The following is a 22446-nucleotide window of genomic DNA, read 5'->3' as shown; positions in this document are numbered from 1 at the left end:
CACAAGGATGCCAGTCTGCTCACTAAACCCGATATTTTGCCACCGCCTTGTTGAGCAGCTGGGCCTGCTCGTTGAGGCCCTCGCTGGATCTCGCATTTTCCTCCGCCATGATGCTCGACTCCTGGGCGATGTCGCGGATGTTGTTGACGTTGCGGTTCACCTCGTTGGCCACCAGACTCTGCTGTTCGATGGCTGCCGCAATCTGGGTGCTCATATCCATGATGTGGGTAACATCCTGAGTGATCTGCCCTAGCAACTCCCCTGCGGTACTGGCCTGATCCGAACTGCGGTTACCCTGCTCGCGGCAGGTCGCCATTACCTCGACGATGCTGCCGGTCTGTTTCTGCAGCGAGCTGATGATGCCGGCGATCTCCTGGGTCGATTTTTGGGTACGGATGGCCAGATTGCGCACCTCATCGGCCACTACCGCAAAGCCGCGCCCCTGATCCCCTGCCCTGGCTGCTTCGATGGCTGCGTTGAGGGCCAGCAGGTTGGTCTGCTCGGCAATACCACGGATCACGTCAAGCACGGAGCCGATGGTCTCGCTCTCTTTTTGCAGCTGGCTCACCTCGCGGGATGAGCTCTCCAGATTGTCCGCCAGCGAGCGGATCTGCTCGACAGTGTTCTCGACCGCAGTCCGCCCCTCCATCGCCTTGTTGTTGGTCGCCTGCGCATTGTTGGCCGCCTGCTCGGTGTTGCGGGCGATCTCTTCGATGGTGGAGCCCATCTCGGTGGACGCGGTCGCCACCATATCAGTCTCCTGCAGCTGGCGCGCCGCCCCTTCACTGGTGCGCTTGACGTTGGCCGAGAGGTGATCCGCCGCTTCAGTCAGGGTGTGCACGCTCTGCTTCACATCGCCGATCAGATCGCGAAACCCACCCAGCATCACGTCGAGATTGCCTGCCAGCTGGGCCATTTCATCTGCCCCGCGCAGATCTATCTTCAGGCGCAGGTCATTATCCTGACGAATACGGTTGACGGTGTCATTCACCTGAGTAATGGGACGGTCGATGCTGCGCCCCAGCAACACGCTCATGATGCCGATCAGCACAACAATCACCCCGCCACAGACCAGCATCAGGCTGTTGAGGCGAGCGCTCTGCCGCTCCAGCTCAGCGACAATGTGCTGATCGACGGCGGCAAACCCCTGTTCGGTCTGATGCACCAGATCCCGCATCTGGTTGCGCAGCCCTTCATCCTCTTTCAGCCCCAGTACCTGCATCCCCTGCACCAACGCCACAAAGTCCTGCCGGTACTGCTTGCTGGCCTGCTCCAGCTTGCCGCGATCCGCCTCCGGCAAAGTGGCAAGGCTATCCTGAAAACTCTTGTGCAAGGTCTCGAAACGCTCCAGATACTGGATGTCGGAGCGCAGCATGAAGTCCTTCTCCGCCCGCCTCAACTGCAACATGGTGATGAGCAACCCCTGCTGATCCAGCTGCTTGAGCCCATTCTCCACCTCATGCACCGCCGCCCGCAGCTTGCCATAGAGCCCCTCCTCCGGCCCCAGACCAATCTTCTGCTGCTGGGCCACCAGATCGTTGAAGGCTTTGCCATAACCGCTGATCTGCTGATCCAGTCTGGTCAGCTCCCCCTCGACGGCCGCCAGATTGTCATCGGTCACCAGCTCCCGATTGTGCTGGTGAAAATCTGACAGCCCCTGATTGAAGCGCTCGACGAAGGTCATATCCTTGCGGATCAGAAAATCCTTCTCGGCCCGGCGCAAGTTGAGCATGGCGATCTCCAGCTGGTCGATATTGCGCTGGGCTTCGGTCAGGTGACGGTGTACCTGGCTGGAGTAGATAAACAGGCCGCTCAGTACCAGCATGGCAACGGCAACCAGCACGGTATTCAGGATCAACTTATGACGGATAAGCACGATGGACCTCTCGCAAACTGGCAGTGAACTGCATTGAGCTTATGCAGAAAAGCGGCGACAGGTGATCTGTGCAAGGAATATTCATTGAAATGCCACACCCACTCCTTATACTGGTTGCACCTGTTTCCAGCCGTGGATTTGACACTATGGAATACAATACTTCTGAACTGTGCGACATCTATCAGGACATGGTGGATGTGCTTGAACCCATGCTCTGCTCCTTCGGCGGCCGCGCCTCTTTCGGCGGCGTCATCACCACCGTCAAATGCTTCGAATCGAATGGTCTTATCCGTGAACTCGTCAAAGAGAACGGGCTGGGACGCGTCTTGCTGATCGATGGCGGTGGCTCCATGCGCCGAGCTCTGATCGACAGCGACATCGCCACCACGGCGGCCGAGAACGATTGGGAAGGGATTGTCTGCTACGGCTGCGTCCGCGAAGTCGATATTCTGGAAGATCTGGATATCGGTATTCAGGCACTGGCAGCCATTCCGGTCGGTGCCGACAGCAAGGATGTAGGGGAGACCGATCTGCCGGTCAACTTCGGTGGCGTGACCTTCCTGCCTGACGACCACCTCTACGCCGATACCACAGGGGTGATCCTCTCCCCCGAGGCACTCGATATCGAGTAAGCCACAGACAGCGTGACGACGGGAGCCTTGGCTCCCGTTTTTTATGCCTGCAACTTGCTGAAAAATGACAAAAAAAGAGGGCCAGATAAACTGGCCCTTAACTGGAAGCAATGTGAGCAATGTCGTGCCTTCACAAGAAGTCCATCACGTTGGAACGAATGAAGTCTTTCCCGGAAAACAAGTTAACAATAATCATTCTCATTTAACTAGGCAAGCGCTATTTGCAGAAAGTGCAAAAAAATTGACCACCGCGAAGGGTGGTCAATCTGGTCAGGCTTGCCGGGTGGCCGTTTGCAGGCTGGATAATCCGGCCTCGCCCACCAGCTTGCGGCTGAGGTAGCGCAACAAGACACCGTAGAGCGGCACGAACAAACCAAGGCTTATCAGCAACTTGAATACGTAATCGACGGTTGCGATCTCGACCCAGTGCTCTGCCATGAAAGGATCTGTGGTGCGCCAGAAGGCCACACTGAAGAAAGCGATGGTATCGACCAGATTACCGAATAGGGTGGAGGCCGCAGGTGCAATCCACCACTGCTTGAGCAGACGCAGGCGGTTGAACACCACCACATCCATGAACTGCCCTACCAGATAGGCCATAAAGCTGGCCAGCGCGATACGCGCTACGAACAGGTTGAACTCGGCCAGATGACCAACGCCCTGGAAGCTCCCTTCGAAGAAGAGCACGGAGAGCGCATAGGAGACCGCTAGCGCTGGCAGCATCACGGTCTGGATAATCTTGCGTGCCAAACCGGCACCGAAGATCCGCACTGTCAGGTCGGTCGCCAGGAAGATAAACGGGAAGCTGAACGCACCCCAGGTGGTATGGAAGCCAAACACGGTGATCGGCAGCTGCACCAGATAGTTGCTGCTGGCAATGATCAGGATGTGGAACAACGACAGGCGAACGAGCGCCGTTTGGTACTGCGCAGGGGTCAAATTCATCTTGTGACCTTTTTGGTTAATGGGGTTAGGGAACCCATATCGCCACCATTGGCGATAATCGAGGGGCGAGATTATACGCCCCCAAACCGATAGTTCAATCTTTATGCGATTACGCTTGTCCAGGTTGGCCAGCGGCAGAGCAGGCCTTGCAGGCGATAGTCACACCTTGTGCTGTCTGGCGAGCCAGAGCAGCGCCTCCCGATCCGCCGGGCGCACCGCCTCCAGCCAGCAGCCGCTGTAGTGTTCGTACTCCAACCGAAACTGGCTCCCTTCAAACACCAGCAACCAGCTATGGCGGTCGGCCCCCGCATCCTGCTCGAGCGGCTGCAGCTCCCACTCTCGCAGCAAGGCCTGCGCCAACAGCGGGAACGTGTCCCAGTCGAGTGCCGGACAATCCAGCGTCACTACGCCAGCTTCGCTATCTACCTGTTTGATTTGCCAACTCATTCCCTGTCTCTCAGCTACTGCAGGAGAGCTCACCACCGCAATACCATGCCGGAGTCGGGGTGGCGAGATCCTCATATTCGGGTTGTTCATCAAAGGGACGCTGCAAGGCGGCGAACAGCCGCTCGAACGGCTGCATATCCCCTGCGTCGGCGGCGTCTATCACCTGCTGGGCCAGCGCATTGCGCAGCACATACTTGGGATTGATGGCATCCATCTGCACCTTGCGCACGGCATCCTCGCTGCCTTCGCGCATTAGCCGCGCCCGATAGCGCTCCAGCCACGCCTGCCAAACACCTGGTCCAGACAACAGGGCCAGCAGAGACGCAGGCCACGCCCCCTCTTGCGTCACCTCACCGAGACGGCGCAGGAACAGGTGGTAATCCACCTTGTGGGCCGCCAGCAATCGGAACAACTCGCGGAACAGCGCCGGGTCATCCTCCTCCCACACTGCCAGTCCGAGCTTGGCCCGCATCAGCTCGGAGTAGTGCAGCATCAGCTGCTGCTCGTACTGGGCCAACGCAGCAGCCAGCGCATCACCGTCTACATGGCCAGCCAGCGCCTGCGCCAGTTTTTGCAGATTCCAGTAACCGACCGCAGGCTGCTGATCCAGCGCGTAGCGGCCCGCCGGATCCGAGTGGTTGCAGACAAAGTCCGGCACGTAGGCATCGATAAAGCCGTAGGGGCCGTAATCCAGCGTCAGGCCGAGCAGCGACATGTTGTCGGTATTCATTACCCCGTGACAGAAGCCCGCCGCCTGCCATTTGGCAATCAGCCGCGCGGTGCGGCGCACCACTTCGGCAAACAGTTCGGCACCACTCTCCAGTTCGGGGAAGTGGTGGCGCAGCAGATAATCGATAACCAGCGGGATCTTCTCCCCCTGCCCGCTCCAGGCGAAATACTCGATATGACCGAATCGCACGTGGCTGGGGGCGGTGCGCAGCACGGTCGCCCCCGTCTCCACCTGTTCGCGATAAACGGGCTCCTGACTCCCCACTAATACCAGCGCACGGGTGGTCGGGATGCCGAGAGCATGGAGCGCCTCGGAGGCGAGATATTCGCGGATGCTGGAGCGCAGCACGGCGCGGCCGTCACCAAAACGGGAAAACGGCGTCTTTCCTGCCCCCTTCAGGTGCAGATCCCAGCGCTGCCCATCCGGCGCCAGCTGCTCACCCAGCAGCAGCGCGCGACCATCTCCAAGCCGGGGGCTATAACCCCCGAACTGATGGCCCGCATAGACCTGCGCTACCGGCTGCATGCCTGGCAGCACTTTTCCCTCGCCACAACAGGCGATCCAGTCAGCCTTGCTGACGCCTCCCAGCCCCAACTCATCCAGCAAAGCCCGGTTGAGATGAAGCAACCGGGGCTGCTGCAGCGGCTGGGGGACCACGGGTTCACAGGCCCAGGGCAACTCGGTCGCAAAAGTGTTGATCAGCTTCATGGTTGTGCCATTCGTCCCTGCGTATGCTCGTGTCACTCTTTATACTGCCGTCAGCCATGCTTGTGCTCACTGGCAACCATCATTTTTCAATTCAAGGAGAAGAAGATGCAAAAATGGGTATATGCCCTGCCCTTGCTGGCACTGGCGTGGGGTCATCAGGCCAAGGCTGCCGATATTGAAGCCGGCAAAGCCAAAGCGGCGGTCTGTGCCGCCTGTCACGGCGTGGAAGGCAAGGCGATGATCCCCAACTATCCCCATCTGGCGGGTCAGAATGCCGCCTATCTGGTGAAACAGTTGAAAGCGTTCAAGGATGGCACTCGCAAAGAGCCCTTGATGGACCCCTTCATGGCGCCGCTGACCGATGCGGATATCGACAATCTGGCCGCCTTCTACGCCAGCCTGAAATAACCTCGCGTCTAACCCTTGGTTCTTCCGAGCCGCGCTTACCGTGGTCGATTAGGCAGCCTAATCGACCCTACCGCCGGCAGTAGTCGATGATCAGATCCATAAAAGCTTCGCCAAAGCGCTCCAGCTTGCGGTGCCCGACACCGTTGATGGCCAGCATCTCGTCTTCAGTCATCGGCATCAGTTGAGCCATCTCAACCAGGGTCGCATCGTTGAACACCACGTAGGGCGGCACCTCTTCGTCCTCGGCAATCTGCTTGCGCAGGCCTCGCAGCTCCTTGAACAACCGTTTGTCGTAGTTGGCGTTATCGAGCAGGCCGTTGCGCTTCTCCTTGCGGCTGGAGATAGGCTGCAGGCGGGGCACCGCCAGCTCCAGCTTCACATCACCACGCAGCACAGGGCGGGCCGCTTCGGTCAGCTGCAACACCAGATTGCGAGTGATGTTCTGGGTCAGCAGCCCCTTGTGGATCAGCTGGCGGATCACGCTCATCCAGTATTCATGGCTCTGATCCTTGCCGATGCCGTAGGTCGAGAGCTTGTCATGGCCGTGATCCTTGATGCGCTGGTTGAGGGAACCGCGCAGCACCTCCACCACATAGCCCACCCCGAAGTTCTGCCCCACCCGCCAAACGCAGGAGAGTGCTTTCTGGGCATCTTCGGTGCCGTCATAGCTCTTGGGCGGATCGAGACAGATATCGCAGTTGCCGCACGGCTTGTCGTTGTACTCGCCGAAGTAGTTGAGCAGCACCTGACGGCGGCAGGTCTGCGCCTCAGCAAAGGCCGCCATCACGTTGAGCTTGTACTGCTCCACCTGCAACTGCTGGGGATTCTCGATGTTGTCGAGCAGGCGGCGCACCCGACCGATGTCGGCAGGATCGTAGAGCAGCAGCGCCTCTGCGGGGGTACCATCGCGCCCGGCGCGACCGGTCTCCTGATAGTAGGATTCGATGTTCTTCGGAATGTCGTAGTGCACCACGAAGCGCACATTGGGCTTGTCGATGCCCATACCGAACGCCACCGTCGCCACCACTATCTCGATGTCATCCTTGAGGAAAGCATCCTGCGTCTGCTGGCGCTGCTCAAGCGGCAGCCCCGCATGATAGGGCGCCGCCTTGCAGCCGTGGCGGGATAGCCGCTCGGCCACCTCCTCCACCCGGTTGCGGCTGGAGCAGTAGACGATGCCGCAGTTGCCCTTCTGGCTCTGCACGTAGCGCAGCAGCTGCTCAGCCGCCTTGAACTTCTCCACCAGGCTGTAGCGGATATTGGGACGATCGAAGCTGGCGGTGTGGATGAAGGGATCGTTCAGCTCTAGGCGGTGCAGCATGTCGCTGCGGGTCGCCTCGTCGGCGGTGGCCGTAAGCGCTACCACCGGCACCTGCGGGAACCACTGCTTGAGTCGCCCCAGCGCCGCATACTCAGGCCGGAAATCGTGGCCCCACTGGGAGACACAGTGCGCCTCGTCGATGGCGAACAGCCCGAGCGGCAGCTCGGCCAGCCGATCCATAAACTCGTGCTGCAACAGTCGTTCGGGGGAGACATAGACCAGCTTGATCTCACCGCGACGCATGGCGGCGAAGTTCTGGATCATCTCCTCCCGACTCAGGGCCGAGTTGATATAGACCGCCGCTACGCCGTTGGCGCGCAGGCTGTCGACCTGATCCTTCATCAGCGAAATAAGGGGAGAGACCACCACCCCGAGCCCTGGCCGCAGCAGTGCCGGGATCTGGTAGCAGAGCGACTTGCCGCCACCGGTGGGTTTGAGCACCAGCGCATCGCGCCCCGCGACGATCTGCTCGATGATTTCGAGCTGACCCGGCCGAAACTGCTGATAGCCGAAGACCGCCTGCAGCAGGGCAAGCGGACTCTCTGGCTGAGGATCTGGCAGGGTTTCGGCAATCGCGGTCATGGGCTCTCCTTTGGGGTCGCCATTCTAAAGCAGCCGCCGCCCACAATAAACCTGCCATTGCGACTGTTAAGGAACTGTTGCAGACTGGCTGGAGTTTTTACTCGGCTTTGATGACAAGGATTGGGATCAGAGAATGAAACAGATGCTCAAGAAGATGGCGCTCAGTGGCATTGCCAACCTGTTTGCCGAGAAGATGCCGTTCAACAAGCTGATCGGCATGCAGGTGACCCACTACGACTTCGACAAGGTGGAGTTGCGCATCAAGATGGACGACAAGCTGATCGGCAACCCCTTCCACAACATCCTGCACGGCGGCGTCACCGCCACGCTGCTGGATGTGGCGGGCGGCATGATAGTCGCCGCATCCTGCATCGACGAGCTGGAGGAGTTCTCCCCCAGCTATCTCAAGGAGCGCTTCGCCCGCCTCGGCACCATAGATCTGCGGGTGGATTACCTGCGCCCAGGGCGCGGCAACGAGTTTATCGCCACCGCCCACATCATCCGGGCTGGCAGCAAGGTGGCCGTCGCCCGGATGGAGCTGCACAACGAAGAGGGCACCCACATCGCCTTCGGCACCGGTACCTATCTGGTGGGTTGAACCAAGTTAGTGCATAAAAACCACGCGGCTAATCCACTTTTAATCATTAGATTCCTTACCCCCTCTGGCCGAACAAGGTCCATACTGATAGTCGGGATTGTGTGCAGAGGGAGGATTGCAGGCGATGAGTGCGAAACTGGCCATCAAACCATCCAGAGCCTTGTTGACACAGCTCGAGTCCATGCTCGACGAGGTGCAGACACCCGAGTGTCGCCACTGGTTGGAACAGGAGCTTGAGGGGTATTCTCTCTCCTCACCCCTGCCTTGGTATCGCATCGTTCCCTGTCGGCAACGCGGTCACTTTCTGGATCTGAAAACGGGAAAATATTTGACCTGTCATATCAACAGTCAAACGCTATGCCAACGCGATCTGGCCCAAATTCAGTTCATTTATGCCCGTGACCCCGCCGCCCACTATTTGCTGCAACGCAATTCCGGTATTGAACCCTGGCCAGAACAGCTGCTGGAAGATTATCAGGAGCAGTTGATCCCCGGCCATCTATGCCTGCAAGCCTGGCATGAGCCCGTTATTTCATTACGTGCACAACTGATGGAGGGAATAGAACATTTCATTAGTGAGTACCCCAAGCACGCGGCCTTGCTGCCTCAACACAGTTTCAAGGCTTTGCGGCATCAGCACTGGCATATCTGAGTAAGCGCCTGGCGCGCAAGGAGGGCACCATAGACAAGACCCATAGCGAGATTGCCACAATCTAGAGTGCCGGAGTCAGGATCAGACTCCACCGATGGGCCACCGAGCGGTGGCCCTTTTAATGTCTGTGGGCTTGCTTCGACCCTGCATACATCAAGTCAGATCACTTGGCCAGGTAACAGGTCAGCAGCTAATGAAAAACCGAGTAACTGGAAGGAAAATGCAAAAAGGCCGCTCTATTGAGCGGCCTTTTCAAATTTGGTCGGTGTGAGAGGATTCGAACCTCCGACCCCTTCGTCCCGAACGAAGTGCGCTACCAAGCTGCGCTACACACCGATGTCTGCGGGACGGGAATTTACCGAAAGCCCAGACCTGACACAAGCCTTTTTTGCATTTTGCAGGAAAAAAAGTGCTGTTCGCTCAACTATTCAGCACTCTTTTCACCCGTTTACCGGACTGCAGCCAGCTGGTGACATTCCGGCAACCGGCCGTCAGGCCAGGCGCAGGGATGCCGGCCCCAGCAGACGGCGCTGCCAGTCAGCCACAGTGCCATGCTCCAGCCAGTCGGCTGCATGCTGGCGCCAGTTGGGGGAGAGGGCCGGATTCTCCAGCAACATCAGCAGATCAGCTTCATTGCGCACCTGATTGAACAGGATATCAGCCGTACGCTTCACCGTCAGCTCTGGGTAAGGCCTGTCCACCAACTCCATGGCCGACTCCGGCGACACCATCCCCTCCTCCAGCACCCGCAGCAGCCAGCCACAACGGCCATTCAGTTGCATCACCTGGGACATCTGGCCATAGCCAAAGCGCTGGTTGAGCTTGAAGCAGGGGGATCTTGGCTGACTTATCTGGATCAGCGCCTCGTCGAGTCGATAGACATCGCCAATGCAGGCTTGCGCCTCGGTCAGCCCGATACCGGAGAGGTTCTCGCCAAAGGCGGCAGGTTGCCAGGGTGTACGTGGCGCAGGCAAGCCCAGTGCGGTTTGCCAGGTCTGCCACCAGAGATAGTGATCGGCAGGATAGTAGTGGAGCGCCCGATCCGGGCCACCGTGGTGGCGCAGGTCACACTGCTCATCCCCTTCCAGACCCGCAAAGGTACAGCGAACTGGTGCAGAGATCGGTTGCTTGTGAATGGCGCTGGTGAGGCCGGGCACCAGCTCGGTGCCACGACCGCTAAAAAGGGAGATCCGCATACTCATCCTCCAGGTTGACGAGAGTAGGCGGATCTTATCATGGCGTCAGACGACGGCCTGCATCTGGGTGGTCATGGCGATCTCGGCACGACGGCGCTTCTCCGCCCTGGCCATCAGATACCAGCTGCCGAAGGTAAAGAGCGATACCGACAACAGGATCAGGCTGGCCACCGCGTTTATCTCGGGTTTCACCCCTAGCCGCACCGCCGAGAAGACCTCCATCGGCAAGGTGGTCGAGCCCGGGCCGGAGACGAAGCTCGCCAGCACCAGATCATCCAGCGACAGGGCGAACGACATCATGCCGCCTGCCGCCAGCGAGGGGGCGATCATCGGGATAGTGATCAGGAAGAACACCTTCCACGGCTTGGCGCCAAGATCCATCGCCGCCTCCTCGATGGAGAGATCCAGCTCCCGCAACCGCGCCGACACCACGATCGCCACGTAGGCGGTACAGAAGGTGGTGTGGGCGATCCAGATGGTCAGCATGCCCCGCTCGGCGGGCCAGCCCACCAGCTGGGCCATCGCCACGAACAGCAGCAGCAGCGACAGACCGGTAATCACCTCGGGCATCACCAGCGGCGCCGTCACCATGCCGCCGAACAGGGTGCGACCACGGAAGTGGGGAATTCGGGTCAGCACGAAGGCTGCCACCGTCCCCAGCGCCACCGCGGCGATCGCGGTGTAGAAGGCGATCTCCAGCGAACGGAACACAGACCCGATCAGCTGCTTGTTGTCGAGCAGGCCGAAGTACCACTTGAGTGACCAACCGCCCCACACCGTCACCAGCTTGGAGGCGTTGAAGGAGTAGACCACCATGATGATCATGGGCAGGTAGATAAACAGCAGCCCCAGCCAGAGCATCAGTTTGGCAAAACCGAAACGCTTCATCATGCCTTGCCCTCCAGCTCTTTGGCCTGGTTACGGTTGAAGAGGATGATCGGAATAATCAGCACCGCCAGCATCACTACCGCCAGCGCAGAGGCAACCGGCCAGTCGCGGTTGTTGAAGAACTCCTGCCACAACACCTTGCCGATCATCAGGGTCTCCGGGCCGCCCAGCATTTCCGGAATAACGAACTCCCCTACCACCGGAATGAACACCAGCATGCAGCCGGCGATAATGCCGTTTTTGGAGAGCGGCACCGTAATCTGCCAGAAACGGGTCAGGTTGCGGGCCCCCAGGTCGGAAGCAGCCTCCAGCAGGCTCTGGTCATGCTTGACCAGATTGGCGTAGAGCGGCAGTACCATGAAGGGCAGGTAGGAGTAAACGATGCCGATATAGACCGCCAGGTTGGTGTTGAGGATCTGCAGCGGTTCGTCGATCACCCCGATCCCCAGCAAGACGCTGTTGAGCAGGCCGTTGTTGCTGAGGATCCCCATCCACGCATAGACCCGGATCAGAATGGCGGTCCAGGTCGGCATCATGATCAGCAGCAGCAGAACGGTCTGGGTCTCCTTGTTGGCCCGAGCGATGGAGTAGGCCATCGGATAGCCAATCAGCAGGCAGAGCAAAGTGCTGACGAAGGCCATCTTGAGGGAGCCCAGATAGGCCGCGATATAGAGCTCATCCTCCTGCAGCAGCAGGTAGTTGCCCATATTGAGCAGGATGGTGAGCTGACTGTCGGCCCAGCTCACCACATCGGTGTAAGGCGGGATCGCCACATCCGCTTCCGCAAAACTGATCTTCACCACGATGACGAAGGGCAGCAGGAAGAAGAGGAACAGCCAGAAGAAGGGGATGCCGATCACCAGTCGGCGCCCCCCAACCCGCTTCAGTCGTTGCAAGAACTTCATGATTGCAGCACCACGCCGCTGTCATCTTCCCAGTAGAGGAACACCTGGTCATCCCAGGTTGGCCGCTTGCCGTGGCGTTCGGCATTGGCGATGAAAGCCTGAACGATTTTGCCCGAGGGCAGCTGAATGTGATAAACCGAGTGACCGCCCAGATAAGCGATGTCATAGACCTCACCCTTGGTCCAGTTGAAGTCCGGGTGCTCGATCTCCTCCGGCTTTTGCAGACTCATCAGCAGTTTTTCCGGCCGCAGGGCGTAGGTCACCTTCTTGTTTTCGGCGCGGGAGCTGATGCCGTGGCCCACATAGATGGGCTGCTCCAGATCGGCGCAGGCGATGGTGGCGTGGTCCTGCTCATCCTCCACCAGCAGGCCGTCAAACAGGTTGACGTTGCCGATGAACTCGCACACCAGCCGACTGGCCGGGGTCTCATAGATATCCATCGGGCTGCCGATCTGCTCGATGCAGCCGAGGTGCATGATGGCGATCCGCTCCGCCATGGTCATGGCCTCTTCCTGATCGTGAGTCACCATGACGCAGGTAACCCCGACCCGCTCGATGATCTCCACCAGCTCCAGTTGCATCTTGGAACGCAGCTTCTTGTCGAGCGCCCCCATGGGTTCATCCAGCAGCAGCAACTTGGGACGCTTGGCTAGCGAGCGAGCCAACGCCACCCGCTGGCGCTGGCCACCGGAGAGCTGATGCGGTTTGCGGCGGGCATACTGGGTCATCTGCACCAGCTTGAGCATCTCCTCCACGCGGGCATCGATCTCGGCCTTGGGCAGGCCATCCTGCTTGAGGCCAAAGGCGATGTTCTGGGCCACCGTCATATGGGGGAACAGGGCGTAGGACTGGAACATCATGTTGATGGGGCGTTCATAGGGGGGCATGTCGGTGATGTCGACCCCGTCGAGGAACAGCCGCCCCTCGGTCGGGCGCTCGAAACCGGCCAACATCCGCAGCAGGGTCGATTTGCCGGAACCGGACCCACCGAGCAGGGCGAAAATCTCCCCCTTGTGAATATTGAGAGATACGTTATCGACCGCCAGCGTTTCGTCGAACTGCTTGCTTACCCGATCAATTTTCACCAGCACTTCTTTGCGCTGCTGACTGCCCTCGAGGGCTTTCTTGTAGGCACTGGAGGCTATCGCCATTACCAAACTCCCCAACGTGATACCGGCCTTGCGGCCGATCCATAAAAGCGATTTGGCGCCCCCGAACGGGCACCAAGGTTAGGTACCGGACTTGATCTTGGTCCAACTCCGGGTGATTAGACGCTGCACCGAGCGGGGATGTGCTTCCTGCACATAGAGTCGCTCCAGCACGGCTTGAGGGGGATAAACCTCCTCATTGTTGCGCACCGCCTCATCCATAAACTCGCCCGCCCTTGAGTTGGGATTCGCGTAGCCCACATAGTCGCTGACCTTGGCGATCACTTCGGGCTGCAGGACGTAGTTGATGAGAGCGTGCGCCTCTTTGACATTGGTGGCATCGGACGGGATCGCCATCATGTCGAACCAGAGATTGCCCCCCTCTTTCGGAATGCTGTAGGCAATTTTCACCCCCTTGCCAGCTTCATCGGCGCGGGCAGCGGCTTGCAGGATGTCGCCGGAAAAACCGGCCGCCACGCAGATGTCGCCATTGGCGAGATCGCCGATGTATTTGGAGGAGTGGAAGTAGGCCACATAGGGCCGCACCTTGAGCAGCAGCGCCTCGGCCTGCTTGATATCCCCCGTCGCATGACTGTTGGGATCGAGCCCGAGGTAGTTGAGGGCAGCAGGGATCATCTCGTCGGCAGAGTCGAGGAAGGCGACGCCGCAGCGAGAGAGTTTCGCCATATTTTCCGGTTCGAAGATGGTGGCCCAGGAGTCAATCTTGTCGACTCCCAGCACCGCCTTGATTTTGTCGACGTTGTAGCCGATGCCGTTGGTCCCCCACAGATAGGGCACCGCGTACTGATGACCCGGATCCACCTTGTCGAGCTGCTTGAGCAGCACGGGATCCAGGTTGGCCAGATTGGGCAGCAGGGATTTATCCAGTTTCTGGAAGGCTCCCGCCTTGATCTGCTTGGCCAGAAAATTATTGGAGGGCACCACCAAATCGTAACCGGTCCGCCCCGTCAGCAACTTGCCTTCCAGGGTCTCGTTGGAGTCAAACACGTCATAGACGGTCTTGATCCCGGTCGCCTGCTGGAAATCGCTGAGGGTAGTCTCGCCGATATAGTCAGACCAGTTGTAGAAGTGCAGCACAGGGGCAGCCTGGGCCACATTCGCCAATCCCATGGTCAGCGCTATGGTTAGCAATCTGGTTGTATTCACGGTGTCAGTTCTCCTGTTTCAGTGGTTGACCGTCTGCGCATCCATTCGCGCGGCCCATCCGGATGGATGGCATCACTACCCTCCCGGCCGAACTGCGGACCGGGAGGGGCATTCGTTACTTACTTGCCAGACTTGATCTTGGTCCAGCTGCGGGTCATCACACGCTGCACCTTGGCCGGCAGATCCGGGAAGGTGTAGATCTTCTGCAGGGTTGCCGCATCGGGGTAGATACCCGGATCGGTGCGGATCGCCTCATCCACCAGCGGGGTCGCCGCCTTGTTGCCGTTCGGGAACTGCACCACGTTGGTGATATTGGCGATCACCTCGGGCTTCATCAGGTAGTTGATGAAGGTGTGGGCCGCCTCGACGTTCTTGGCATCCGCCGGAATGGCGATCATGTCAAAGAAGCTGCCCGCCCCCTCTTTCGGAATGGTGTAGGTGAGCGCGACGCCATTCTTGGCCTCGGCTGCCCGCGCCTTGGACTGCTGCAAGTCACCGGAGTAACCGACCGCGACGCAGAGGTTGCCGTTGGCCAGATCCGAGATGTACTTGGAGGAGTGGAAATAGGCGGTATAGGGACGGATGGAGAGGAACAACTCCTCAGCCTTCTTCAGGTCGGCCGGTTTCTGGCTATCCGGTTTGAAGCCCAGATATTGCAGGGCAGCCGGCAGCATTTCGGTCGGTGAATCGAGGAAGGAGACGCCACACTCTTTCAACTTGGCCATGTTCTCCGGCTTGAACACCAGATCCCAGGAGTTGACCGGGGCATCGGCCCCCAGCACGGCTTTCACCTTCTCGGCGTTGTAGGCATAGCCGATGGTGCCCCACAGATAGGGGATGGAGTACTGGTTGCCCGGATCACTCGGCTCGAGCGCCTTGAGCAGGTCGACATCCATATTTTGCCAGTTGGAGAGCTTGGACTTGTCCAGTTTCTGGAACACGCCCGCCTTGATCTGCTTGGCCAGGAAGGGGTTGGATGGCACCACGATGTCGTAGCCCGAACTACCCGCCAGCAACTTGGCTTCCAGTACCTCGTTACTGTCGAACACGTCATAGACCACCTTGATCCCCGTCTCCTTCTGGAAGTTATCCAGGGTATCCGGCGCTATGTAGTCGCTCCAGTTGTAGACGTGCAGCACCTTCTCTTCAGCCATTGCTCCGGCACTTGCCATGACCAGAGCCACAGAGGCAGCGATCACTCCTGTTTTGAAAGACATCATCCTTGTCTCCTAAGCAAATTGTATGCGCATGCCAACCTGCCCGACCCACCTCAACCCTTCAGCTTTGCGGCTGTCAGATCCAGACTGCGCCTGGCCAGATCGACCAATTCATCAACCTGTTCCTCGGTGATGACCAAGGGGGGCGATATGATCATGGTATCGCCTACCGCCCTCATCACCAAGCCATTGTTAAAGCAGAACTCCCGGCAAGTCATCCCCGCATTTGCCTGAGCAGGGAAACGCCGGTTGGTCTGCTTGTCCTCAACGATTTCCAGCGCGGCGACCAATCCTTTGCCTCGGGTTTCTCCCACCAGAGGATGATCGGCCAGCTCCGCCCAGCGGCGCTGCAAATAGGGGCCGATAGTATCATGCACTCGCTTAACTATGCTCTCTTTCTGCATAAGCTGGATATTGGCCACCGCAACGGCGCAAGAGACCGGGTGACCCGAATAGGTGAAGCCGTGGTTGAACTCGCCCCCCTCCTCCACCAGTACCTTGGCGACCCGGTCGCTTACCATGACGGCACCAAGTGGCAGATAGCCAGAGGTGATCCCCTTGGCCAGACACATCAGGTCCGGCTTGATGCCAAACCCTTCGCTGGCAAACCAGTGGCCGGTGCGGCCAAAGCCGCAGATCACCTCGTCAGCGATCAGCAGAATGCCGTAGTGATCGCAGATACGCTGGATCTCCGGCCAGTAGCTGTCAGGCGGAATGATGACGCCGCCCGCCCCCTGGATCGGCTCGCCGATAAAGGCAGCCACCTTGTCCACCCCCAGCTCCAGAATCTTCTGCTCCAGCTGACGGGCCCGCTCCAGCCCGAACTCGTGGGCACTCATCCCCTGCCCCTCACCGAAGTGGTAGGGCTGATCGATGTGCACTATGCCGGGAATGGGCAGGCCGCCCTGGGCATGCATCCCCTTCATGCCACCCAGACTCGCCCCCGCCACGGTGGAGCCGTGATAGGCGTTGTGGCGGCTGATGATCACCTGTTTGTCAGGCTGACCCTTGCTGGCCCAGTAGTGGCGCACCATCCGCAGCACGGTATCGTTGCACTCGGAGCCGGAGCCGGTGAAGAAGACGTGGTTGAGATGGGCTGGCGTCACCTCGGCCAGCAGGGTCGCCAGCTCGATCACCGGCGGGTGAGCGGTCTGGAAGAAGAGGTTGTAGTAGGGCAACTGCTGCATCTGGCGGGTAGCGGCATCCACCAGCTCCTGGCGGCCATAGCCCATATTGACGCACCACAGGCCCGCCATGCCGTCGAGAATGCGTTTGCCCTCGGAGTCTTCCAGATAGACACCGCTGGCTTTGGTAATGATGCGCGAGCCCTTCTTGTTCAGGGCCTGAAAGTCGGTAAAGGGGTGCAGGTGGTGGCTGGCATCCAGTTGCTGCCACTCACGGGTGGTATGCTGCATTTGTTGCTCCTCGGTTCCTTCGATTTGGCAGGATTTTTATCAATTAGTGGGGAATGTCCGACATGCTCACAGCCACTCTCGGGCGGTCTGCGGCAAGGCTTGCTCCCCGGTTTCTTCTACTAAAGCGAAAAATGGTCGTCCCCTTCAACCGGGACGGCGACCACCACTTGCACCCGCAAGCGGTCGCGGGCAGGGCATCCCCATCCCGTCTCACCGGTTGTACAGGCTGGGGAGGCAGCTAGCCTCCCCGGGTCGGACGATGCGTGGCTGGCACGCATCCGGGTCAGACGTTCAGCAGCAGGAACTCACGCTCCCAGCGGCTGATCACCCCGAAGTAGGTCTCGTACTCCTTGCGCTTGACCGCGACAAAGGCGCGGGTGAAGCGCTCCCCCAGCATCTCCTTGATGGGCTCGCACTGTTCGAGATGGCTGAGCGCCTCTTCGAGTGAACGGGGCAGACTGTAGGGCAGATCGTAGGCGCTGGATTTCATCTCCTGCATGGGCTCCAGCTTCTCCATCATGCCGAGGTAGCCACACGCCAGGGTGGCGGCCAGAGCAAGATAAGGGTTGGCATCGGCACCGGCGAAGCGGTTCTCCACCCTGCGGGCACTCGGGTCGGAGAAGGGGACCCGCAGACCACAGGTGCGGTTCTCGACACCCCACTGGACGTTGCGTGGCGCACTCTCGCCGAAGGTGAGGCGGCGATAGGAGTTGACGTTGGGTGCCAGCAGGGCGGTCACCGCCGGTGTGTACTTCTGCAGACCAGCGATGAAATGCATGAAGAGTTCGGAGTTGCCGCCATCCGGGGTACCAAACAGGTTGCGGCCATTCATATCTTCCAGACTCTGGTGGATGTGCATGGCGGAGCCTGGCTCGTTGCTCATCGGTTTGGCCATAAAGGTGGCATAAATACCGTGGCGATGAGCCGCCTCACGCATGGTGCGCTTGAACAGGAACACCTGATCCGCCAGATCGATGGCATCTCCGTGCAGGAAGTTGATCTCCATCTGGGCAGCACCCGACTCGTGGATCAGCGTGTCCACCTCCAGCTCCTGCGCTTCACAGTAGTCATACATGTCCTCGAAGATGGGGTCGAATTCGTTGACCGCATCGATACTGAACGACTGGCGGGCGGTCTCAGGGCGGCCGTTGCGACCGACCGGCGGCATCAGCGGATAGTCTGGGTCTTCGTTGCGGGTAACCAGATAAAACTCCAACTCGGGAGCCACCACCGGCTTCCAGCCCTGCGCCTCGTAAAATGACAGAACCCGACGCAGCACGGAGCGCGGCGCGATGTCGATCAGCTTGCCGTTGACGTCGTAACAGTCGTGGATAACCTGAGCGGTTGGCTCCAGCGCCCAGGGGACAAAACGAATGGTGTTGGGGTCGGGATAGAGCTGCATGTCCCGCTCCAGCGGATCGATCATGCTGTCGTCATCCGGATATTCGCCGGTCACAGTCTGGGTGAAGATCACCTCGGGCAGACGCATGCCCCCTTCTCGCAAAAACTTGTTGGCTGGGATGATCTTGCCCCGGGCGTTACCGGTGAAATCAGGGAAGAGGCACTCCACTTCCGTGATGCGATTGCTCTCCATCCAGCCCTTGATACTGTCCATGTTAAACCCCGACTCTACGGTTGCCATTGGCAAGGGTGTCTAATATATGGAACACCCTTGTTATCAAATTGTAATCAGCACCACCATGAAAGCCCGCTATCAGGGGTAATGTCAAGCTATGGTGTTTAAAAAACTATAAATAACGGCGCATATAATGACCAAGTCGGCACCAAATACTAAACACTCGACGTGCCAATCAACCCTCTGCAAGGCCAATGCCAATAACGGATAAAAAAGGGGCGAATCTCCTTCTGACGGGGCCATTTTTTTGCAAGGACGCACAATCCTTATCCTATTTGCTTTGCTTGGCTGCATTTTTTTGGTACAAGGCCCGCCCTGATTTGCACTCTCTTGCATGGAAACGGTGCAAATCAGACGAGAAGGGCTTGGTCTGTAGGCAGACAGCCCCCATAAACAGGGATCATTGGGTTAGTAAACTGACTGGTAGTAAATCGTATGTGTGATTTCATGACTGAAGACCAACTGGCCTTTTACAAGGGGCAGATCGAGCAGCAGATCGCCGAGCTCGAAGAGCGCCTGAATTCCCAGGCCAGCCAGGCCATCGCCACCGACACCAACGAGATGGCCGATGAAATTGACCGTGCCAGTATCGAGGAAGCCCGCCGTCTGGAGCTGAACCGCATCGAGCACGACAAGCTGCACCTGCGCAAGCTGAGAGGTGCATTGAAGCGAATGAACGATGGAGATTTCGGTTACTGTGAATCTTGCGGTGACGAGATCTCTCTCAAGCGGCTGCAAGCTCGTCCCGAGTCCCGTTTCTGCGTCGAATGCCAGAGCACCAAGGAATTTAACGATACCCACGTGTTCCGCCGCGTCGCCTGATTCTTCGAAGAACTGTCGCCATTCTGGTGCAACAGACGCCACCAAGGCAGGGCCTGCGCTCAAACCTTGCACAACGCCTCGCAGCAAGATGGTGACAAGTTCTGTTAGACTCCGGACACCTTCCGGAATCTACAGGAGAATAGAGAGTGAAATGGCTCATCAAACTGTGTTTGTGCCTGCCACTGCTGGCACAAGCACAGGTTCTGACGGTCAAGGTTCCCAGCCGTCCAGTCAACAATCTTGATCAGGAGTACCAGCTCAAACTGCTGGAACTGGCGCTGACCCGCTCCGGACAACCCTTTCGCATCCAGCCTGTCGAACTCGACCTCAACCAGTTCACCCTCCAGCAACAGCTGAGCAAGGGCAAGACCATCAACGTCTTCTGGATGGGCACCTCCAGCGCACTCGAATCCTCCCTGATTGCCATCCCCATTCCGCTGTTTCGCGGGCTGGAAGGATTGCGGCTGTCCTTCATCCACGCCGATGCTCAGGAGAAATTCAACCAAATCAATACCCTGGCTGACCTGAAAAAAATGAAAGCGGCGCAAGGGGTCGGCTGGGCCGACAACAAGGTGCTCGAAAATGCCGGCATCCCGACCTACTCCGGTCGCTACAGCAATCTGTTTCGCCTCATCAACGACGGCGACAAGCTGGACTTTTTCCCGCGCGCCATGGTGGAGATCTTCGCGGAGCGCAGCGAGCTGGTGGCGCAGTATCCCAACCTCGCCATCGAGCAGCACCTGCTGATCCGCTACCCCTTCGCCCAGTTCTTCTTCGTCAGCCCCGAATACCCCAAGCTGGCCAAAGCGATTCAGACCGGGCTGGAGCGGGCCTATGCCGATGGTAGCTTTATGAAGTTCTTCCATGAAAACCCCAAGATCCGTGAAGCGCTTGCCAGCGCCAACCTCGATCAACGGGTCACCATCGCCCTGCCCAATCCGGACATGACCCCGTTGCTAAAATCCATTCCGGCCCAATATTGGGATTATCCACCGCAGGGATAAGCATCCCGAGCGCCTGACCATGAGGGTCGGGCTGCGTGAGCACAGTACGCCAGGGAGTTGCCATGAAGGGAATCCGGGAGTGGTTTGAGGAGTACGGCCAGAGCTATCGCCATCCGGTCAACGTCGCCATCCACAAGCTGGCGGTACCGGGCATCTATCTCTGCTCGCTGGCACTGCTCTGGTGTCTGCCACACGGCCCCTTGCCAGAGCCCCTCAACTGGGCGGCAGTGGCAGCCATTCCGGTGTTGCTGTTCTATCTGCAGCTGTCGTTTTCGCTGTTCGCGGGGATGACCGGGCTGACCGCGCTGGGACTGTGGCTCTGCCACCAGTGGCAGGGGCCGCTGCTGTGGCCCGCAGTGGCAGGGTTCGTGCTGCTCTGGATAGCCCAGTTTGTCGGCCACAAGATCGAGGGCAAGCGCCCCTCCTTCCTCGCCGACCTGCAATTTCTGCTGATCGGCCCCGCCTGGGTGCTTGCCAGCCTCTATCGTCACGTGCGCCTTCCCTACTGAGGAGGACCAACAGGAGAGACCATGACACATCGCCACACGAGCAATAACACCCTTCGCCGCGCCCTGCCCCTGCTGCTGGGAGCCCTGTTTGCCGGCCCGGCGCTGGCCGACAAGGCCGACCCGGTCGGTGAAGTGAGCACTGCCTTCAAGCTGTTTGGCCCGAACCACAAGATCCTGGTCGAGGCGTTCGACGACCCGCGCATTAACGGCGTCGCCTGCTATCTGGCTCGCCCCAAAACCGGTGGCGTCAAGGGCGGGCTGGGACTGGCGGAAGATCCCTCCCACGCCTCCCTGTCGTGCCACCAGATCGGCCCCATCACCCTGCCCGAGAAGCTGAAGGCAGGGGAAGAGGTGTTCGATGTCAGCACCTCGCTGGTGTTCAAGGAGCAGAAAGTGGTGCGTTTTTACGACAAGAAACGCAATGCGCTGGTTTACCTGACCTACAGCACCAAACTGGTGGATGGTTCGTACAAGAGTGCAGTCAGCGCCGTTCCCATCATGCCGTGGGGACAATAACCAGTCGGTTTGTCCGGTGATGGCCGACCCATTTTGTTGTAATTTGACGACACACATACTACGGAGCACATACCATGAAAGTCGCCGTATTCAGCACCAAGAGCTATGACAAAGAGCATTTCAACCAGGCCAACAGCCAGTACGGTTTCGACCTAGAGTTTTTCGATGTGCGGCTGGAGGCCAAAACGGCCCGACTGGCTCACGGCTTCCCGGTGGTGTGTCTGTTCGTCAATGACGACGCCGATCGCGAGGTATTGACTGAACTGGCTGCCAACGGCACCCGGGTGATCGCCCTGCGCTGCGCCGGTTACAACAACGTGGATCTGGCCGCCGCCAAAGAGCTGGGGCTGAAAGTAGTGCGGGTGCCTGCCTACTCCCCCGAGGCGACCGCCGAGCACGCCATCGGCATGATGATGTGCCTCAACCGCCGCATCCATAAGGCTTATCAGCGCACCCGCGATGCCAACTTCTCGCTGGAAGGGCTGGTCGGCTTCAACATGCATGGCAAGACGGTCGGTGTTATCGGTACTGGCAAGATCGGTCTGGCCGCCCTGCGCATCCTAAAGGGCTTCGGGGTTCGCCTGCTAGTGAACGACCCGTACCAGAATCCGGCAGCCATCGAGCTGGGGGCCGAGTACGTGGATCTCGACACCCTGTTCCGCCAATCCGACATCATCAGCCTGCACTGCCCGCTGTTCAAAGAGAACTACCACCTGCTGAACAAGGAGGCGTTCGCCAAGATGAAGGACGGGGTGATGATCATCAACACCAGTCGTGGTGGCCTGCTCGACTCCAACGCCGCCATCGAGGCGCTCAAGACCTCCCGCATCGGCGCGCTGGGGCTAGACGTCTACGAAGAGGAAGAGGATCTCTTCTTCTCCGATAAGTCCAACGAAGTGATCACCGATGACGTGTTCCGCCGTCTGTCCGCCTGCCACAACGTGCTGTTCACCGGCCATCAGGCATTCCTGACCCGCGAGGCACTGCACGCCATCGCCGATACCACCCTCAGCAATATCCGCGCCATCGAGAGCCAGGGCCGCTGCGACAACGAAGTGGAGTAATCCTCTCGCCCCCGTAGCCATGAACAACAGAGGGAGCCATTCCCTCTGTTTTCCGCACCG

General features: G+C 59.0%; 22 protein-coding genes and 1 tRNA gene. 9 read left to right on the top strand and 14 right to left on the bottom strand.

Annotated elements, in window-relative coordinates:
- Positions 1–22: 22 nt before the first annotated feature.
- A complete protein-coding gene (locus G5171_RS15230) occupies positions 23–1876 on the bottom strand; it encodes a methyl-accepting chemotaxis protein (RefSeq protein ID WP_421251038.1) in 1854 nt (617 codons plus the stop codon).
- A 146-nt stretch (positions 1877–2022) separates the two neighbouring features.
- Here G5171_RS15230 and rraA point away from each other — a divergent pair, with 146 nt between their 5' ends.
- Complete coding sequence (gene rraA / locus G5171_RS15225; protein WP_005340678.1) at positions 2023–2508, top strand: ribonuclease E activity regulator RraA; 486 nt, start codon at positions 2023–2025, stop codon at positions 2506–2508.
- A gap of 270 nt (positions 2509–2778) precedes the next feature.
- On the opposite strand, the gene G5171_RS15220 is transcribed toward rraA, so the two are convergent.
- The 3 genes from G5171_RS15220 to G5171_RS15210 all read right to left on the bottom strand — a co-directional run bounded on the left by G5171_RS15220 (position 2779) and on the right by G5171_RS15210 (position 5338).
- Entirely contained in the window at positions 2779–3453 is a 675-nt protein-coding gene (locus tag G5171_RS15220) for a 7-cyano-7-deazaguanine/7-aminomethyl-7-deazaguanine transporter (protein ID WP_005340680.1), read from the bottom strand.
- A 159-nt stretch (positions 3454–3612) separates the two neighbouring features.
- Positions 3613–3900 carry a DUF3630 family protein gene (locus G5171_RS15215; RefSeq protein ID WP_203119861.1) on the bottom strand — a complete coding sequence of 96 codons (288 nt, stop codon included), beginning with the start codon at positions 3898–3900 and terminating at the stop codon, positions 3613–3615.
- A 10-nt stretch (positions 3901–3910) separates the two neighbouring features.
- Complete coding sequence (locus G5171_RS15210) at positions 3911–5338, bottom strand: protein adenylyltransferase SelO (RefSeq protein ID WP_421251037.1); 1428 nt, start codon at positions 5336–5338, stop codon at positions 3911–3913.
- Between the two features lie 105 nt (positions 5339–5443).
- Between G5171_RS15210 and G5171_RS15205 the strand changes: the two genes are divergently transcribed.
- On the top strand, positions 5444–5746 hold the full coding sequence (locus tag G5171_RS15205; protein WP_005340687.1) for a c-type cytochrome: 303 nt from the start codon (positions 5444–5446) through the stop codon (positions 5744–5746).
- 67 nt (positions 5747–5813) lie between these two features.
- Here G5171_RS15205 and recQ read toward each other — a convergent pair whose 3' ends face one another.
- The gene (gene recQ, locus G5171_RS15200) at positions 5814–7649 is read right to left on the bottom strand and encodes an ATP-dependent DNA helicase RecQ (RefSeq protein ID WP_005355462.1); all 1836 of its coding nucleotides are present in this window, start codon (positions 7647–7649) and stop codon (positions 5814–5816) included.
- Between the two features lie 133 nt (positions 7650–7782).
- On the opposite strand from recQ, the gene G5171_RS15195 reads away from it, so the two are divergent.
- Both G5171_RS15195 and G5171_RS15190 read left to right on the top strand, forming a co-directional pair.
- Positions 7783–8247 (top strand): thioesterase family protein, encoded by a 465-nt coding sequence (locus tag G5171_RS15195; protein WP_042054246.1) that lies wholly within the window; start codon positions 7783–7785, stop codon positions 8245–8247.
- A 124-nt stretch (positions 8248–8371) separates the two neighbouring features.
- Positions 8372–8899, top strand: coding sequence for a hypothetical protein (locus tag G5171_RS15190; RefSeq protein ID WP_421260390.1), 528 nt, complete (start codon positions 8372–8374; stop codon positions 8897–8899).
- Between the two features lie 259 nt (positions 8900–9158).
- Here the strand turns inward: G5171_RS15190 and G5171_RS15185 are convergent.
- The 9 genes from G5171_RS15185 to G5171_RS15145 form a co-directional block, all read right to left on the bottom strand.
- Positions 9159–9235, bottom strand: a tRNA-Pro gene (locus G5171_RS15185).
- Between the two features lie 155 nt (positions 9236–9390).
- Positions 9391–10095, bottom strand: coding sequence for an MOSC domain-containing protein (locus G5171_RS15180; protein ID WP_421251036.1), 705 nt, complete (start codon positions 10093–10095; stop codon positions 9391–9393).
- Positions 10096–10140: 45 nt separating this feature from the next.
- Positions 10141–10986: an ABC transporter permease subunit gene (locus G5171_RS15175; RefSeq protein ID WP_374880156.1), complete on the bottom strand. Its 846-nt coding sequence runs from the start codon at positions 10984–10986 to the stop codon at positions 10141–10143.
- Entirely contained in the window at positions 10983–11888 is a 906-nt protein-coding gene (locus G5171_RS15170; protein WP_421251035.1) for an ABC transporter permease subunit, read from the bottom strand. Before G5171_RS15170 ends, G5171_RS15175 begins: the two co-directional genes overlap by 4 nt.
- A complete protein-coding gene (potA, locus tag G5171_RS15165; protein WP_005340704.1) occupies positions 11885–13039 on the bottom strand; it encodes a polyamine ABC transporter ATP-binding protein in 1155 nt (384 codons plus the stop codon). Before potA ends, G5171_RS15170 begins: the two co-directional genes overlap by 4 nt.
- 78 nt (positions 13040–13117) lie before the next feature.
- Positions 13118–14203: a polyamine ABC transporter substrate-binding protein gene (locus G5171_RS15160; RefSeq protein WP_005355476.1), complete on the bottom strand. Its 1086-nt coding sequence runs from the start codon at positions 14201–14203 to the stop codon at positions 13118–13120.
- Between the two features lie 119 nt (positions 14204–14322).
- Entirely contained in the window at positions 14323–15420 is a 1098-nt protein-coding gene (locus tag G5171_RS15155; RefSeq protein WP_346202364.1) for an extracellular solute-binding protein, read from the bottom strand.
- 53 nt (positions 15421–15473) lie between these two features.
- Positions 15474–16835: an aspartate aminotransferase family protein gene (locus tag G5171_RS15150; RefSeq protein ID WP_421251034.1), complete on the bottom strand. Its 1362-nt coding sequence runs from the start codon at positions 16833–16835 to the stop codon at positions 15474–15476.
- 283 nt (positions 16836–17118) lie between these two features.
- Positions 17119–18450, bottom strand: coding sequence for a glutamine synthetase family protein (locus G5171_RS15145; protein WP_005342613.1), 1332 nt, complete (start codon positions 18448–18450; stop codon positions 17119–17121).
- 456 nt (positions 18451–18906) lie between these two features.
- On the opposite strand from G5171_RS15145, the gene G5171_RS15140 reads away from it, so the two are divergent.
- From G5171_RS15140 to G5171_RS15120, 5 genes are all read left to right on the top strand, one after another.
- Positions 18907–19293 (top strand): TraR/DksA family transcriptional regulator, encoded by a 387-nt coding sequence (locus tag G5171_RS15140; protein WP_005342611.1) that lies wholly within the window; start codon positions 18907–18909, stop codon positions 19291–19293.
- 146 nt (positions 19294–19439) lie between these two features.
- Complete coding sequence (locus G5171_RS15135; RefSeq protein WP_421213191.1) at positions 19440–20297, top strand: hypothetical protein; 858 nt, start codon at positions 19440–19442, stop codon at positions 20295–20297.
- A 62-nt stretch (positions 20298–20359) separates the two neighbouring features.
- Complete coding sequence (locus G5171_RS15130; RefSeq protein WP_421251033.1) at positions 20360–20806, top strand: DUF962 domain-containing protein; 447 nt, start codon at positions 20360–20362, stop codon at positions 20804–20806.
- 21 nt (positions 20807–20827) lie between these two features.
- Complete coding sequence (locus G5171_RS15125; protein WP_421251032.1) at positions 20828–21322, top strand: CreA family protein; 495 nt, start codon at positions 20828–20830, stop codon at positions 21320–21322.
- 74 nt (positions 21323–21396) lie between these two features.
- On the top strand, positions 21397–22386 hold the full coding sequence (locus G5171_RS15120) for a 2-hydroxyacid dehydrogenase (RefSeq protein ID WP_421251031.1): 990 nt from the start codon (positions 21397–21399) through the stop codon (positions 22384–22386).
- Positions 22387–22446: the final 60 nt, after the last annotated feature.

This window comes from Aeromonas sp. 600774 (assembly GCF_049175075.1).
Lineage (GTDB): Bacteria > Pseudomonadota > Gammaproteobacteria > Enterobacterales > Aeromonadaceae > Aeromonas > Aeromonas veronii_A.
The sequence above is the reverse complement of the archived record's forward strand: the minus strand, read 5'-3'. Positions and strand labels throughout refer to the sequence as shown.

Bases quoted from the DNA above. Each gene is read 5' to 3' on its own strand.
- rraA (WP_005340678.1), top strand. From the start codon at position 2,023: ATGGAATACAATACTTCTGAACTGTGCGACATCTATCAGGACATGGTG.
- G5171_RS15220 (WP_005340680.1), bottom strand. From the start codon at position 3,453: ATGAATTTGACCCCTGCGCAGTACCAAACGGCGCTCGTTCGCCTGTCG.
- G5171_RS15215 (WP_203119861.1), bottom strand. From the start codon at position 3,900: ATGAGTTGGCAAATCAAACAGGTAGATAGCGAAGCTGGCGTAGTGACG.
- G5171_RS15210 (WP_421251037.1), bottom strand. From the start codon at position 5,338: ATGAAGCTGATCAACACTTTTGCGACCGAGTTGCCCTGGGCCTGTGAA.
- G5171_RS15205 (WP_005340687.1), top strand. From the start codon at position 5,444: ATGCAAAAATGGGTATATGCCCTGCCCTTGCTGGCACTGGCGTGGGGT.
- recQ (WP_005355462.1), bottom strand. From the start codon at position 7,649: ATGACCGCGATTGCCGAAACCCTGCCAGATCCTCAGCCAGAGAGTCCG.
- G5171_RS15195 (WP_042054246.1), top strand. From the start codon at position 7,783: ATGAAACAGATGCTCAAGAAGATGGCGCTCAGTGGCATTGCCAACCTG.
- G5171_RS15190 (WP_421260390.1), top strand. From the start codon at position 8,372: ATGAGTGCGAAACTGGCCATCAAACCATCCAGAGCCTTGTTGACACAG.
- G5171_RS15180 (WP_421251036.1), bottom strand. From the start codon at position 10,095: ATGCGGATCTCCCTTTTTAGCGGTCGTGGCACCGAGCTGGTGCCCGGC.
- G5171_RS15175 (WP_374880156.1), bottom strand. From the start codon at position 10,986: ATGATGAAGCGTTTCGGTTTTGCCAAACTGATGCTCTGGCTGGGGCTG.
- G5171_RS15170 (WP_421251035.1), bottom strand. From the start codon at position 11,888: ATGAAGTTCTTGCAACGACTGAAGCGGGTTGGGGGGCGCCGACTGGTG.
- potA (WP_005340704.1), bottom strand. From the start codon at position 13,039: ATGGCGATAGCCTCCAGTGCCTACAAGAAAGCCCTCGAGGGCAGTCAG.
- G5171_RS15155 (WP_346202364.1), bottom strand. From the start codon at position 15,420: ATGTCTTTCAAAACAGGAGTGATCGCTGCCTCTGTGGCTCTGGTCATG.
- G5171_RS15150 (WP_421251034.1), bottom strand. From the start codon at position 16,835: ATGCAGCATACCACCCGTGAGTGGCAGCAACTGGATGCCAGCCACCAC.
- G5171_RS15145 (WP_005342613.1), bottom strand. From the start codon at position 18,450: ATGGACAGTATCAAGGGCTGGATGGAGAGCAATCGCATCACGGAAGTG.
- G5171_RS15140 (WP_005342611.1), top strand. From the start codon at position 18,907: ATGTGTGATTTCATGACTGAAGACCAACTGGCCTTTTACAAGGGGCAG.
- G5171_RS15130 (WP_421251033.1), top strand. From the start codon at position 20,360: ATGAAGGGAATCCGGGAGTGGTTTGAGGAGTACGGCCAGAGCTATCGC.
- G5171_RS15125 (WP_421251032.1), top strand. From the start codon at position 20,828: ATGACACATCGCCACACGAGCAATAACACCCTTCGCCGCGCCCTGCCC.
- G5171_RS15120 (WP_421251031.1), top strand. From the start codon at position 21,397: ATGAAAGTCGCCGTATTCAGCACCAAGAGCTATGACAAAGAGCATTTC.